Source organism: Nocardia aurea (assembly GCF_003123685.1).
Lineage (GTDB): Bacteria > Actinomycetota > Actinomycetes > Mycobacteriales > Mycobacteriaceae > Nocardia > Nocardia aurea.
Window position 1 is genome coordinate 74403 of record NZ_QCYJ01000084.1, and the last position, 13385, is coordinate 87787.

The 13385-nt window shown below is 67.3% G+C and carries 15 protein-coding genes; 7 read left to right on the forward strand and 8 right to left on the reverse strand.

From position 1 onward, the window contains the following. Positions 1-315 precede the first annotated feature (315 nt). The 3 genes from DAT37_RS13575 to DAT37_RS13585 all read left to right on the forward strand — a co-directional run bounded on the left by DAT37_RS13575 (position 316) and on the right by DAT37_RS13585 (position 4591). Positions 316-876, forward strand: a complete 561-nt coding sequence (locus tag DAT37_RS13575; RefSeq protein ID WP_109525598.1) for an FHA domain-containing protein — start codon at positions 316-318, stop codon at positions 874-876. A 143-nt stretch (positions 877-1019) separates the two neighbouring features. After that, positions 1020-1640: an anthrone oxygenase family protein gene (locus DAT37_RS13580; RefSeq protein WP_109525089.1), complete on the forward strand. Its 621-nt coding sequence runs from the start codon at positions 1020-1022 to the stop codon at positions 1638-1640. Positions 1641-2032: 392 nt separating this feature from the next. Continuing rightward, positions 2033-4591: an ATP-dependent Clp protease ATP-binding subunit gene (locus DAT37_RS13585; RefSeq protein WP_109525090.1), complete on the forward strand. Its 2559-nt coding sequence runs from the start codon at positions 2033-2035 to the stop codon at positions 4589-4591. 72 nt (positions 4592-4663) lie between these two features. Here DAT37_RS13585 and DAT37_RS44095 read toward each other — a convergent pair whose 3' ends face one another. Then, on the reverse strand, positions 4664-5116 hold the full coding sequence (locus DAT37_RS44095) for a YfbM family protein (RefSeq protein WP_157978481.1): 453 nt from the start codon (positions 5114-5116) through the stop codon (positions 4664-4666). 377 nt (positions 5117-5493) lie between these two features. On the opposite strand from DAT37_RS44095, the gene DAT37_RS13595 reads away from it, so the two are divergent. Continuing rightward, positions 5494-5976, forward strand: coding sequence for a vWA domain-containing protein (locus DAT37_RS13595; RefSeq protein WP_232839732.1), 483 nt, complete (start codon positions 5494-5496; stop codon positions 5974-5976). 75 nt (positions 5977-6051) lie between these two features. On the opposite strand, the gene DAT37_RS13600 is transcribed toward DAT37_RS13595, so the two are convergent. Then, entirely contained in the window at positions 6052-6714 is a 663-nt protein-coding gene (locus DAT37_RS13600) for a response regulator transcription factor (protein ID WP_109525599.1), read from the reverse strand. Between the two features lie 22 nt (positions 6715-6736). After that, positions 6737-8119, reverse strand: a complete 1383-nt coding sequence (locus DAT37_RS13605; protein ID WP_109525092.1) for a sensor histidine kinase — start codon at positions 8117-8119, stop codon at positions 6737-6739. A 308-nt stretch (positions 8120-8427) separates the two neighbouring features. On the opposite strand from DAT37_RS13605, the gene DAT37_RS13610 reads away from it, so the two are divergent. Together DAT37_RS13610 and DAT37_RS13615 are read left to right on the forward strand one after the other, a co-directional pair. After that, entirely contained in the window at positions 8428-8883 is a 456-nt protein-coding gene (locus DAT37_RS13610) for an SRPBCC family protein (RefSeq protein ID WP_109525093.1), read from the forward strand. A 62-nt stretch (positions 8884-8945) separates the two neighbouring features. Beyond that, positions 8946-9386 (forward strand): OsmC family peroxiredoxin, encoded by a 441-nt coding sequence (locus DAT37_RS13615; protein WP_109525094.1) that lies wholly within the window; start codon positions 8946-8948, stop codon positions 9384-9386. Positions 9387-9452: 66 nt separating this feature from the next. Here the strand turns inward: DAT37_RS13615 and DAT37_RS13620 are convergent, their stop codons facing one another. The 4 genes from DAT37_RS13620 to DAT37_RS13635 all read right to left on the reverse strand — a co-directional run bounded on the left by DAT37_RS13620 (position 9453) and on the right by DAT37_RS13635 (position 11553). Continuing rightward, positions 9453-9932, reverse strand: a complete 480-nt coding sequence (locus tag DAT37_RS13620) for a hypothetical protein (RefSeq protein ID WP_157978482.1) — start codon at positions 9930-9932, stop codon at positions 9453-9455. A 36-nt stretch (positions 9933-9968) separates the two neighbouring features. Then, on the reverse strand, positions 9969-10784 hold the full coding sequence (locus DAT37_RS13625) for a CbtA family protein (RefSeq protein WP_232839733.1): 816 nt from the start codon (positions 10782-10784) through the stop codon (positions 9969-9971). Then, positions 10775-10969, reverse strand: coding sequence for a CbtB domain-containing protein (locus tag DAT37_RS13630; RefSeq protein ID WP_109525097.1), 195 nt, complete (start codon positions 10967-10969; stop codon positions 10775-10777). Before DAT37_RS13630 ends, DAT37_RS13625 begins: the two co-directional genes overlap by 10 nt. Positions 10970-11235: 266 nt before the next feature. Beyond that, on the reverse strand, positions 11236-11553 hold the full coding sequence (locus DAT37_RS13635; RefSeq protein ID WP_109525098.1) for an antibiotic biosynthesis monooxygenase family protein: 318 nt from the start codon (positions 11551-11553) through the stop codon (positions 11236-11238). A 61-nt stretch (positions 11554-11614) separates the two neighbouring features. On the opposite strand from DAT37_RS13635, the gene DAT37_RS13640 reads away from it, so the two are divergent. After that, positions 11615-12361 (forward strand): alpha/beta fold hydrolase, encoded by a 747-nt coding sequence (locus DAT37_RS13640; protein WP_109525099.1) that lies wholly within the window; start codon positions 11615-11617, stop codon positions 12359-12361. Here DAT37_RS13640 and DAT37_RS13645 read toward each other — a convergent pair. Further along, positions 12358-13290, reverse strand: coding sequence for an HhH-GPD family protein (locus tag DAT37_RS13645; protein ID WP_109525100.1), 933 nt, complete (start codon positions 13288-13290; stop codon positions 12358-12360). The genes DAT37_RS13640 and DAT37_RS13645 overlap by 4 nt on opposite strands. Positions 13291-13385 lie beyond the last annotated feature (95 nt).

The following is a 13385-nucleotide window of genomic DNA, read 5'->3' on the forward strand; positions in this document are numbered from 1 at the left end:
AATTCGGGCTGCCGCCCCGGGCGAAATCGTGCGACGCCGGGGTGGCAGCTTCGTTTGTGATACTGCCCCGGTATGACCGGTATCGGTCGCGGTAGGCGGTTCCGACATCGTTGCGCCATAGTGGGAGGGTCGGGTAATCGAGGTGCTCGGTCGACGACGCGACGCGATCTTGCTCGGATCACCCCGGCGCGGGACCATGGAAGCCGTGCGAAGGATGTCACTGGCGGTATGGAGAGATGAGGTATCGGCGCAGTGACAGGATTCATCGGATCATTGTTGCGATTCACCGATGACGCCGGCCGTCAGCAGGAGATCATGCTGACCCCCGACCGGCAGCGGATCACCATCGGACGTTCCCCCCAGGCCGATCTGACCCTGAGCTGGGATGCCGAGGTCTCCCGCCTGCACGCGGCGGTCGAGTACATCGGCGCGCACTGGACCATCGTCGACGACGGTCTGTCCCGCAACGGAACGTTCGTCAACGGTGAGCGGCTGGTCGGCAGACACCGGCTGATGGCGGGCGATCGCATCCGGGTCGGCACCTCGCTGGTGTCGTTCCACGATTTCGGCAGCGTGGCCGAGGACGCCACGCGCACCGCCACCGGTTCCATCCCCACGCTGCGCTCACTGACCGAAACCCAGCGGTCGGTTCTGATCGCGCTGTGCAGGCCGTACAAGAACGGCGCCAGTTTCGCGACACCCGCGTCCAATCAGGCGATCGCCGAGGAATTGTTCCTCAGCGTCGACGCCATCAAGACACATCTGCGCGCGCTGTTCGCCAAGTTCGGCGTGGAGAGTTTGCCGCAGAATCAGAAACGCGTGCGGCTGGCCTTTCTCGCCATGCAGAGCGGCATCATCTCCGACCGGGATCTGTGATCGGCGCCCCTTCCAGGGCGGTAGACGATCGAACAGGTAGCCGAGATTCTCGGCCATGGAGGAGCCCGCCCGGAAACGGTTGACTCGGATGTATCGAGCCCGACCGTGATCGGGAGGGGTTTTCCGAGGCAGGAGAAAAGAATATGTTCGCGCTCCGAATCGCCGCCCTGGTGGCGGCCACACTCGCGACGGGACTGATCGCGGGGGTTTTCTACGCCTACGCCATGTCGGTGATGCCCGCGCTCGGCCGCGGCGACGATCGCACGATCATCGACGTGATGCAGAAGATCAACGTGGTGATCATCAATCCGTGGTTCCTCGTCGGATTCGTCGGCACACTCGTGTTCGGTGTCGCCGCGGCGGCACTGCATCTCGGCGCCGATCACCGCGCGACCTTGGTCTGGATCGGGATCGCGTTGGCGCTCAATGTGATCGCCTTCGCTGTGACCGGCACCCTCAATGTGCCCTTGAACGATCAACTCGCCTCGGCCGGTGACGTCGCCGCGCTCGCGGACCCGGCCGCGGTCCGCGCCGATTTCGAATCCGCCTGGGTCCGTTGGAATATCGTCAGGGCGGTGCTGCACACCGCGGCGTTCCTGGTGCTGTGCGGCGCGTTGTTCGTCGCGGGGGTGCAGCACGGCGGCGCGAAGGCGTCAGCGGCTCCGGGGGCGACCGTAACCTCGGAGGCTTCGTCGGCGTCCGGTACCGGACACCCCGTCCCGTACACGAGCGGGCAGGGTGCGGGAGCGCGCGTCCTCGGTTGATTACCCTGGAGGGACGTAACGCGGGTCTCGCGACCCGCGGGACGGCCGATCCGGCGCGTTCGTCGCCCGCCACACCGATTCCACGGTGTGGCGGGCGCCGCGGTTATGAAGGATGATGCGGAGAAGCGGCCGATGCGGGTCGGGAGTCCGTTGTTCGCTGTAGGCAAAACCTGCACGGAAACGAATCCCGCGTCGCTCACGTTGTGAGTGAATGACGGTGCTGTCACCGGCCCCCAATAGGGTGGACCGGCGGCGGCTCGAACCCCTGCCAACTAGAGTGGAGGCGGGGACCGCAACCCCCGGGCTTCATGGCAGGCTGACGACCACAGGTTGGACAACAGCACTGAAGCGTCGGACGCCAGTGAAGGCTTGAGCAGGAGAGTGAGGGAGCGATGTTCGAGAGGTTCACCGACCGCGCGAGGCGTGTCGTTGTCCTGGCCCAAGAAGAGGCCCGGATGCTCAACCACAACTACATCGGCACCGAGCACATCCTGCTTGGGTTGATCCACGAGGGCGAGGGCGTCGCGGCGAAGTCGCTGGAATCCCTCGGCATTTCGTTGGAGGGTGTGCGCAGCCAGGTGGAGGAGATCATCGGCCAGGGTCAGCAGGCCCCGTCCGGTCACATCCCCTTCACCCCGCGGGCGAAGAAGGTGCTGGAACTGAGCTTGCGCGAAGCGCTGCAGCTCGGCCACAACTACATCGGTACCGAGCACATCCTGCTCGGGCTGATCCGCGAGGGCGAGGGCGTCGCGGCCCAGGTGCTCGTCAAACTGGGCGCCGACCTCAACCGGGTCCGTCAGCAGGTCATCCAGCTGCTGTCCGGGTACCAGGGCAAGGAAGCCGTCGAGTCCGGCACGCGGAGTGAGGCGGGTACGCCGTCCACCTCGTTGGTGCTCGACCAGTTCGGTCGCAACCTGACCCAGGCCGCGCTCGAGGGCAAACTCGACCCGGTCATCGGCCGCTCGAAGGAAATCGAGCGCGTCATGCAGGTGCTGAGCCGCCGCACCAAGAACAACCCGGTGCTGATCGGCGAGCCCGGTGTCGGCAAGACCGCCGTGGTCGAGGGCCTCGCGCAGGCCATCGTCAACGGCGAGGTCCCCGAGACCCTCAAGGACAAGCAGCTCTACACCCTCGACCTGGGTTCCCTGGTCGCGGGCAGCCGCTACCGCGGTGATTTCGAGGAACGCCTGAAGAAGGTCCTCAAGGAGATCAACACCCGCGGCGACATCATCCTGTTCATCGATGAGCTGCACACGCTCGTCGGTGCGGGCGCGGCCGAGGGCGCGATCGACGCGGCCTCGATCCTGAAGCCGAAACTGGCCCGCGGTGAGCTCCAGACCATCGGCGCGACCACCCTCGACGAGTACCGCAAGTACATCGAGAAGGACGCCGCCCTGGAACGCCGCTTCCAGCCGGTCCAGGTGGGCGAGCCGACCGTCGAGCACACCATCAACATCCTCAAGGGTCTGCGTGACCGCTACGAGGCACACCACCGGGTCTCCATCACCGACGGCGCGCTCGTGGCCGCCGCGACCCTGGCCGACCGCTACATCAACGACCGGTTCCTCCCGGACAAGGCGATCGACCTGATCGACGAGGCGGGCGCGCGCATGCGTATCCGTCGCATGACCGCCCCGCCGGACCTGCGCGAATTCGACGACAAGATCGCCGACGCGCGCCGGGAGAAGGAAAGCGCGATCGACGCGCAGGACTTCGAGAAGGCCGCGCGGCTGCGCGACAAGGAGAAGCAGCTCGTCGCCAAGCGCGCCGAGCGGGAGAAGCAGTGGCGTTCGGGTGACCTGGACGTCGTGGCCGAGGTCGACGACGAGCAGATCGCCGAGGTGCTGGCCAACTGGACCGGTATCCCCGTCTTCAAGCTCACCGAGGAGGAGACCACCCGTCTGCTCCGCATGGAGGACGAGCTGCACAAGCGGATCATCGGCCAGGAGGATGCCGTCAAGGCCGTCTCCAAGGCGATCCGCCGCACTCGCGCCGGCCTGAAGGATCCGAAGCGTCCGTCCGGCTCGTTCATCTTCGCCGGCCCGTCCGGTGTCGGTAAGACCGAGCTGTCCAAGGCGCTGGCGAACTTCCTGTTCGGCGACGACGACGCGCTCATCCAGATCGACATGGGCGAGTTCCACGACCGCTTCACCGCCTCGCGCCTGTTCGGTGCCCCTCCCGGGTACGTGGGCTACGAGGAGGGCGGCCAGCTCACCGAGAAGGTGCGGCGCAAGCCGTTCTCGGTCGTGCTGTTCGACGAGATCGAGAAGGCCCACCAGGAGATCTACAACACCCTGTTGCAGGTCCTCGAGGACGGCCGTCTCACCGACGGCCAGGGCCGTACCGTCGACTTCAAGAACACGGTGCTGATCTTCACCTCGAACCTCGGCACCTCGGATATCTCGAAGGCCGTCGGTCTCGGCTTCACCCAGTCCAACAGCGAGGGCTCGAACTACGAGCGGATGAAGCTCAAGGTCAACGACGAGCTGAAGAAGCATTTCCGGCCCGAGTTCCTCAACCGCATCGACGACGTCATCGTCTTCCACCAGCTCACGACCGATCAGATCGTGCAGATGGTCGATCTGATGATCGAGCGCGTCGGCAAGCAGTTGAAGAACAAGGACATGTCGATGGAGCTGTCGGCGCAGGGCAAGGCGCTGCTGGCCAAGCGTGGATTCGATCCGGTGCTCGGTGCGCGGCCGCTGCGTCGCACCATCCAGCGCGAGATCGAGGATCAGCTGTCGGAGAAGATCCTGTTCGGCGAGATCGGCCCCGGACAGACCGTCTTCGTCGACGTCGAGGGCTGGGACGGCGAAGGTTCCGGCGAGGATGCCAAGTTCACTTTCACCCCCAAGGCGAAGCTGACCAAGGCCCCCGCCGCCGAGGACAAGCCCGAAGTCGTGCTGACCGGCGCGACCGAAGGCCCGACCGAGGCCGCCTCGGGCGAGTAGTCGACCGCGAAAAGGCCCACCCACGGTTCACGCCGTGGGTGGGCCTATTTCGTGTGCCGCTGTTCCGGGCTCTCAGCCCCACACCATGAGCGCCGCCTGCCCCTCGGCCGCGGTGTCGATGAAGAAATGCCGCAATCGGCGGTAGTTGTCGAGCAGGTAGTCCAGCGCCCATTCGGTGGCCCAGATATTCGGGTAGACGTCCGCGTCTTCCATCCGCTGCGGGTCGTACCGGTCGAGCAGGTCGGAGAACGGCACATCCCGCATGGCTACGGCCGCGCGTTCCACATCGGCCGTACTCCACCCGGACATGGTGCCCTCGTCACCGATCGTGCGACCGTCTTCGAGCAGATCGACACCGAGTCCGGCCGTGCGCATGAGATAGCGGATCCCGTCCCATGATTTGTCGAGATCGACCCGGGCGTATCCGGCTCTCGGCCCGGTCGCGATGAGTTCGGTCACCGCGTCGGCATCTGTGAGCACGCTCGCCAACTCCTCGGTGGTGATCGCCGCGAAGCTCATGATCATGCCCATATTCGACCCCCGGTCGTTCTTTCGGTCAAAGTGCCGCGACGGTATCAGCGTGCGCCGACAGCGCGCGACCGCGCATCCCGCCACGCTTCTACTACCCGATCGCAATCCAGGTCGAGCGTCGTTACTCGTCGGGCCGCTCGGCGGGTACGGCGGCGTACCGTGGACAGCGTTCGAGATATTCACTACCAGGGGGAGTGAGATGACGAATGCCGAACTGACTTTGCTGGCCGTATTGCTCGATCGTTCCGGTTCCATGCAATCGATCAAGGCCGATACCGACGGCGGTTTCGACGCCTATATCGAAGAACAGCGCGCGTTGCCGGGAAGCACCAGGGTGACGCTGGCGCAATTCGATACCGAGTACGAAATGCGTGTACGCCGATCTGCCGATCGAGCGGGTGCCCGCGCTGGATCTGCGTCCGCGCGGCGGCACGGCGCTCTACGACGCGGTCGGGAAACTGGTCACCGAGGTCGGCGAGAGCCTCGCCGCACAACCGAAGCGCGAGCGTCCGGGCACGGTGATCGTGGTCGTCCTCACCGACGGTCACGAGAATTCCAGTAGGGAATGGACGCACGAGGCGGTGCGGGCATTGATCACCCGGCAGCAGGAGGTCTATTCCTGGGATTTCCTGTTCCTCGGCGCGAATATGGACGCGGTGCGGATCGGTTCGCAGATGGGTTTCGACCCGCGCCGATCCATCACCTACACCGCGGCCCCCGCCGGTGTCGCCGGCGCTTTCCGGGCGGGCGCGGCCTATTCGGCGCGTCGCCGTACGGCGCCCGCGGCGGCCTGGGACGGCGGTTTCTCCGACGAGGAGCGCGCGGCGGCGCAGCCGGGGCAGGAACAGGTATAGATCGGCCGGATGCGCGCCGCTACCGTTCGCCGGGGGCACGCACATCTACGCCGTGATGATCGCCGCGCCGGGCCGCTATTGCCAGCCTGGGCGGACGAGTCCCGACTCGTACGCGAGCACCACCAGTTGGGTGCGGTCGCGCGCGCCGAGCTTCGTGAGAATCCGACTGACGTGCGTGCGCGCGGTGGCCGGGCTCAGGAACAGTCGCGCACCGATCTCGGCATTGGTCAGCCCCTCGGCGACCAGCGTCATCACTTCGCGTTCGCGATCGGTGAGTTCGGTCAGCACCGTATCCGGCGGAGGTTTGGCCCGCGCCGAGAATTCGGCGATCAGACGGCGGGTGACACCGGGCGACAGCAGGGCCTCGCCCTCGGCGACGACCCGGACCGCGCGCAGCAGATCCGCGGGTTCGGTGTGTTTGACCAGGAAACCCGTCGCTCCGCAGCGCATCGCCTCGAAAACGTATTCGTCGAGTTCGAAGGTGGTCAGCACGACCACCCGCACCTCGGACAGCCGGGTGTCCTCGGCGATCATCTTCGTCGCGGCCAGGCCGTCCAGGATCGGCATCCGGATATCCATCAGCACCACGTCGGGGGCGAGGCTGCGCGTCATCCGGACGGCCTGCTCGCCGTTGTCCGCCTCGCCGACGACCTCGATATCGTCCTGGGCGTCGAGCAGCGCGACGAATCCGCCGCGCACCAGCGCCTGGTCGTCGGCGACGAGCACCCGGATGCTCACCGCGGTCACCGTCCGGTGCCCATCACGGCTCCCGCGACGTCGACTCGTCCGGGAGCGAAGCCTTCCGACCGTTCGATTCGGTCGCCGCCATGACTCGCACGGGCAGCCGGGCCGCGACACGGAAGCCGCCGCTGGGTCGCGGGCCCGCCGTGAGTTGACCGCCGAGCGCGTGCGCCCGCTCGCGCATGCCGATGATGCCGTTGCGGCCGCCGGTGGTCGACTTCGCCTGCGGCGCGGTGGGTCTGGTGTTGTCGATCGTCAGGTCCACCGATTCGGCTGTGTAGCGCACAGTGACCGTCGCTCCCGCGCCGGGTGCGTGCGTTGCCACGTTGGTGAGCGATTCCTGGATGATGCGGGCCGCGGCCACATCGAGCACGCTCGGCAATTTCGTCGGGGAGCCGATGACCCGGGTGTCGACGTGCACACCGGCCGCGCGGGTGCGCTGCAACAGGCCGTCGAGATCATCGATACTCGGTGTCGGGGTGCGTGGCGCAGGCGCGGGTTGCGGTTCGGTCACGACACGCTGCGTGCCGTTGCGGACCCCCTCGTCGCCGTCGCGCCGGACGCCGAACAGGTTGCGATACAGGGTCGTCCGGCCGTGCGATTCGGTCCGATCCGGTTCGGGCTCCTCCACGGCGGCCGCGGAGACCGAACCGGCGCGAATCGTCTGTAGCAGGACGTGTACCTCCGCGAGCGCCTCCTTGCTCGCCGTCTTGATCGCGGCCAGCGCGGTGGCGGCCTGCTGCGGTTTCCTGTCGAACAGTTCCAGCGCCACCGAGGACTGCACGTTGATGAGCGAAAGGCTGTGCGCCAGAACGTCGTGCAATTCGCGGGCGATGGCGAGACGCTCCTCGGTCGCCCGCCGCTCCATTTGCGCCTCCTCGTCGCGGCGCGCGGCTTCGACGCGCTGTTCGCGGGCCTCCAGCACCGCTCGACGTTGACGGATCCCCTCGGCCACCGCCACCAGGACGCCGAGCCAGGCCATGATGCCGAACTGCTGCCATGCGTCGGTCGGGCGACCGATCAGATGCGGTACCGGCCACACCATCAGCAGGTAGCCCGCGGGCACCAACGGGTAAGTCCACCATCGTGATCCGATGATCGCCGCGGTGAGGAAGGAGATGACGAGCGAAATGAAGATCGGGCCGTATCCGTAGTCGAGCGCGAGGTAGATCCCGGCCGCCGCGAGCGCGATCAGCAGCACCGCGAGCGGCTGACGCCTGCGGAATATCAGCGCGATCGGTCCGGCCAGCAGCAGGATGTAGCCGAACAGATCCAGCGACTGCGCGTCGTCCTGGCCCAGATTCGCCGCGCGTCCCCCCACTACCTGCACGACCGCGACGGCGAAGGCGAGTCCACAGTCCCACAGGACCGAGCCACGATTGGGTATGCCTGGCGCTCTCACCCCTGTGAGACTAGTCCGCCCGGTCGTATATTCCGCCGGTCGCGGGTACACGAAGTACACCGCCCGGATAAGCCGCGCCGCGTACCGGGACGACCGCCGCGTGACGTACCAGCCGGTGCCACCCGCCGTGGATTCGCTCGAGCATGGCGGATATCGGCCGTCACTGTCGCGGGTCGACCACGCGGTAGCGGGAGCGCTTCGCGGCTGCGGGAACTCGTGCGCGCGCGACCGAGCGCCGATCGGTGCGGGTTACCCGTTCCGAGTAGCGAATTCCAGGTTCGGCGGGGTCGTCCGGGTATTGTCCAGTCATGTCCGACCAGCCGATTCGCTTTCCGGATCTCTCCGCTCGTCCGCACGAGCTCAAAGTCGAGCGCGTCATGTCAGCACCACCGGCGTTGCTATACGCGGCACTCACCCAGGGTTTCGATATCTGGTTTGCCGCACCCGGTTCGGTGTTGATGAAGCCCGCGGTGAACGAGCCGTTCTTCTTCGAGACCGAGCACGCGGGCAACCGCTATCCGCATTACGGCCGATTCCTTCGCCTGGAACCGGAACGCCTGGTCGAACTGACCTGGGTCACCGGCGCCGACGGGACCGAGGGCGCGGAAACCGTCGTCACCTTCCAATTCGTCCATCAGCCGCGCGGTATCCGACTTCGCTTGCGGCACGCGGGTTTTCCGAACGAGGCGGCGCGTGACCGGCATCTGGTGGCCTGGCCGCTCGTACTCGAGCAACTCGATCGCCGTACCGGCACCGTGGACTGAATCCGGCGAGTAGGTTCGTCTGCGATCGCATCGAATTCTGTGACTTCTGTGAAAGGACCGTGATGCCTACTCGTACCGCGCGCACCGCTTGGACCGGCGGCCTCCAGGACGGCTCGGGCCAGGTCGAACTGGCCAGCTCGGGTGTCGGCAAATACGACGTGTCGTTCCCGAAGCGTTCCGCCGAGGACGCCGACGGCACCACCAGCCCCGAGGAGTTGATCGCCGCCGCGCACTCCTCCTGCTACGCGATGGCGCTCTCGGCGCAGATCGGCAACGCGGGCGGTACGCCGGAGAGCCTGGATGTCAGCGCCGACGTCACCCTCGGTCCGGATCCGGCGGGCGGATTCCGGATCACCGGTATCAAGTTGACCGTGCGTGGCCGGGTCTCCGGCCTCGACGCCGACGGTTTCGCGGCCGCCGCGGCCGCGGCCAAGGCCGGATGCCCGGTGAGCAAGGCGCTCGCAGGCGTCGACGAGATCTCCCTCGACGCCGCGCTGGTCTAGCGCAGCGCCTTCCCGCGCACCCTCGAGGTCGGTGCGCGGGAAGTCCGGCGGCGCGAGCAGACGGCGTCACCGACGGAAGTAGGCACGCGCGGCAGGTCTGTACATCGCGACGACGGCGATCGGCACGGCGAGGATGTGGACGATTCGCAGGGTCGCCACCAGCAGGTCGTCGAGGGTCGCGCCGGTGAGGATCGCGCCGAGGTCATCGGCATCGAGCGCGGCGGTCAGCGGTTCGATCAGCAGCGAGGCCAGGCCGACGACGCCGATGCCGAATGTCAGCAGCAGCCGGGCCCGTCGATCGCCGTGCGTCATCCGGATCGCCACGAACAGGACGGCCGCATAGAGGACGCAGCGCGTGGTCAGCCCGATCGCGAGGTCCGCGGGCTCGACGTCGGAATCGTCCAGTGCGATCGCGACCCGCGCGATCGTCTCGGCGATCCCGGCCAGCAGCGCCACGACCAAGGCCTGATACGCGATCGCGATCGGGCGCGGCACGTGATCGGCCCTACGCAGCGACGCGGGAACGGAAAAGGCAGTGTCGGTCATGAGACCGACACTGCCTTCGTCCATGCGACGCGCGGATCACACCGCGGTAGCGACTTCTTCCCGTACCGGGGTAGTGGACCGGGTGGTGAATTCGGTCAGGAACGCGAAACCGAGGCCGAGCGCGGCCCACAGCGTCGCGGTCTGCGCCAGTGACGCCACCCGGAACTGCCACAGCAGGCTGGCCGGGAAATCCGCCTTCACCTCGTCGACGCCGGGCAACAGGACGTAGCCGAGCGTGACGACGACGACGAAGGCCGCGACCCCGCCGATCAGCCGGAGCGTGTCGAGTTTTCCGTGCAGCGATTTGTACACGTAGACCCCCGCGCCCACGGCGACGAGCCCCAACAGGACCGACGCCACCCACAGCAGTGTGCGGTCGTTGATGGTCTCCGGGTCGCCCACCGCCGGCGGGTTCGCCGGATATTTGAAGAACGGCACCGCCGCGATGGCGAGCCATCCGCCGATGCCGAGTCCGAGTGCCAGCCTCGGACCAGAAAGCGTGGTGAAACGTCGCGCGTGATGCGCCGCCGCCGCGAAGATCGCGCCGAAGGCCATACCGCCGAGTCCGAGCGCGAGGAACTGCCCGGCCTTCTGGCCGTCCCGGCTCACCAGGGGTTCCTCTTCGTCACCGTGGGTGTGACCCGCGGGTTCGGCCGCCTCCTGATGCGCCGGTTCCGAGGCCGACGCGGCCTCTTCGATGGCGATGGCGGCGTCGATCTTGGGTTCACCGACGAAGTAGCCGACTGTCGCGGCCAGCAGGCCGGCGATCAAGCCGGCCAGCAGGCCACGTAACAGCAGGGTCTTCAAAGAGCCGCCCAACGGGACGGCGGTCGTCGGTGGTGTCAGTGGCACGGAACACCCAGCAGGTGGCGGCCATCGTGCATCAACTCGTGCATGAACATCCCACTGCGTGAGATGGCGCCCTGGTCGAAACCGACCAGGTACAGCGTGAGCAGTGCGAGAAGTACGACACCTACTGTGATGAGAACGGTCGCCAGTGATTCGGCGGTCCGGCTCGGGGAATGCACGATGGCCATTCGAGTCCTCCTAGGGATGCGCGTCCCGTCGAGTTGATGCGACGGTGCCGGCGTCTGGCTTTCCGGCACCGGGACCCGGTGCATGGAACACAGTGGCGCGACCGCTCCGGATTTCCACCGGATTACCTGGTCACCATCGCTCTATCACTCGAACTGTGACACCTGGCCGTACTCCGCGTCAATACGGGCCGTGGCGCTCGCCGCGCGCACGGCGCGTCCACCGGCATGTCCGATACCCGCGACTGCCGGTAGATCGCCCGATTCGCTCAGGAACCGGAGGTGGCAGGCACGTCGATGACGACCTCGAATTCGAGCAGCGAAGCACCCGTCGACACCGGCTTCTGCCCACCCGCGCCCGCGTGCGCCGTGCGCGCGGGCCCGTCCCGCCACGCGGCGAACGACTCCTCGGTATCCCACTGGGTGACGACGAAGTACCGATCGTCCCCCGCCACGGGCCGCAGCAATTGGAAGCCGAGGAACCCCGGCGACCCCTCCACCGCGTGCGCCCGATGGGCGAACCGCTTCTCCAACTCGGGGCCCGCGCCCTCGGGAACCTCGATCGCGTTGATCTTCACAACAGCCATGCCCCCGAGAATACGGAGATACCCGTCGCGAGTCCCGGCAGCGTCGCGGCAAGATGACACGGTGCTGTATGACGAAGGCGGTTCCGGGACGCCCATCCTGCTGTTGCACGGTTTGATGGGCAGTGCGCGGACCTGGTCCGACCACCTCGGGTGGTTGCGTCCGTTCGGCCACCTCTACACCTTCGACGCCGCCGGTCACGGCCGTCCGGCCCCCGCGGAGTTGTCCACAGAGGCGTTCATCGCCGATCTGGCCGCCGCCACCGAGGTGATCACCGAGCCGATGGTGGTGATCGGCCATTCCATGGGCGGCCTGCACGGTTGGGTTTTCGCCGCGGAATTCCCCGACCGGGTGCGCGCGCTGGTGGTGGAGGACATCGCCCCCGATTTCACCGGCCGCACGGCCGACGACTGGGCCGCGATGGTCGAGTCCTGGCCGCAGCCATTCCCCGACGCGGACGCGGTGATCGATTTCTTCGGCCCGGTCGCCGGTCGCTATTTCCTGAATTCGTTCGATCACGGCCCCGACGGTTATCGGCTGCACGGCGCCGTCGCCACGTTCCGCGATATCTCCCAGGAGTGGGGGAGTCGGGATTTCTGGGCGCAGTGGCGTGCCGTGCGGGTGCCGACCCTGTTGATCGAGGGGGAGCACACCATCACCCCGCCGGGCCAGATGCGGCAGATGGCCGAGGTCGGGCCGGACACCGACTACGTATTGGTCCAGGACGCGGGACATCTCGTACACGACGATCAGCCGCAGCGTTATCGCACCGAGGTGGAGCGGTTCCTGAGCCGCGTTCTCGGCGACTAGCCGGGCGACCCGCCCTCGCCCGCCAGCGCGAACAGCCCGTCCTCGGTCTGTTCGATCAGCCCGTCCCTCAGCAGCGAATCGAGCGCGCGGTCCCGCTGACCCGGATCTCTGGTCCACGCGAGATCCAGCCGGACCCGCTCGACGGGTCCGGAGGAGTCGCGCAGCACGTCGAGTAGCCGCCCCCTGGCCTGGCGGTCGGTGCCCTCGTATTTCTGAGTGCGTCGCACGGTCTCCGACGCCGGTCGTCCCGCGGTGATCCACGCGCAACTCGGCAGCGGGCAGCGGGCGCAGTCGGGATTGCGCGCGGTGCACACGGTCGCGCCGAGTTCCATCAGGGCGGCGGAGAAGGTGGCCGCGCGGTGCACGGATTCGGGTAGCAGGGCCTCGGTTTCGGGGAGGTCGCGCGAGGAGGGATTGCCCGCGTCCGCGAGTCCGTGCACCGCGCGCGCCACCACGCGGCGAACATTCGTGTCGACCACGGGAACCCGCTGACCGTAGGCGAAACAGGCGACCGCGCGTGCCGTGTACGCCCCGATGCCGGGCAGGCCGAGCAGCACGTCGACATCGGAGGGCACCTCGTCACCGTGGTCGGTGGCGAGGACGCGCGCGCATTCGTGCAACCGCAGCGCGCGACGCGGATAGCCGAGTTTTCCCCAGGCCCGCAGCACCTCGGCCTGCGAGGAGGCCGCCATCGCCGATGGCACCGGCCAGCGCGCGACCCACTCCCGCCAGATCGGTTCGACGCGGACGACGGGGGTCTGCTGGAGCATGATCTCGCTCATCAGGATCTGCCACGCGGTCACTCCGGCATGCCGCCAGGGGAGGTCACGGGCGGTCGCGGCGTACCACCGCAGCAACACCTCGGCATCGACCGCGTCGGGGCTGATCGCGCGCCGCGCGGAGACGACGCGCCTTGTGGTGGCGGTCATATTCCTCACCGTTCCTGTCGTAGCACGGCAAGTCGATATTTGCCGACCCGTAACGCGCCTGACTCGCTGGTAGCGGTACGCCTGTGCACAATGGA

Bases quoted from the DNA above. Each gene is read 5' to 3' on its own strand.
- DAT37_RS13635 (WP_109525098.1), bottom strand. From the start codon at position 11,553: ATGGCTGTTGTGAAGATCAACGCGATCGAGGTTCCCGAGGGCGCGGGC.
- DAT37_RS13630 (WP_109525097.1), bottom strand. From the start codon at position 10,969: ATGGCCATCGTGCATTCCCCGAGCCGGACCGCCGAATCACTGGCGACC.
- DAT37_RS13645 (WP_109525100.1), bottom strand. From the start codon at position 13,290: ATGACCGCCACCACAAGGCGCGTCGTCTCCGCGCGGCGCGCGATCAGC.
- DAT37_RS13615 (WP_109525094.1), top strand. From the start codon at position 8,946: ATGCCTACTCGTACCGCGCGCACCGCTTGGACCGGCGGCCTCCAGGAC.
- DAT37_RS13575 (WP_109525598.1), top strand. From the start codon at position 316: ATGCTGACCCCCGACCGGCAGCGGATCACCATCGGACGTTCCCCCCAG.
- DAT37_RS13610 (WP_109525093.1), top strand. From the start codon at position 8,428: ATGTCCGACCAGCCGATTCGCTTTCCGGATCTCTCCGCTCGTCCGCAC.
- DAT37_RS13620 (WP_157978482.1), bottom strand. From the start codon at position 9,932: ATGACCGACACTGCCTTTTCCGTTCCCGCGTCGCTGCGTAGGGCCGAT.
- DAT37_RS44095 (WP_157978481.1), bottom strand. From the start codon at position 5,116: ATGATCATGAGCTTCGCGGCGATCACCACCGAGGAGTTGGCGAGCGTG.
- DAT37_RS13580 (WP_109525089.1), top strand. From the start codon at position 1,020: ATGTTCGCGCTCCGAATCGCCGCCCTGGTGGCGGCCACACTCGCGACG.
- DAT37_RS13585 (WP_109525090.1), top strand. From the start codon at position 2,033: ATGTTCGAGAGGTTCACCGACCGCGCGAGGCGTGTCGTTGTCCTGGCC.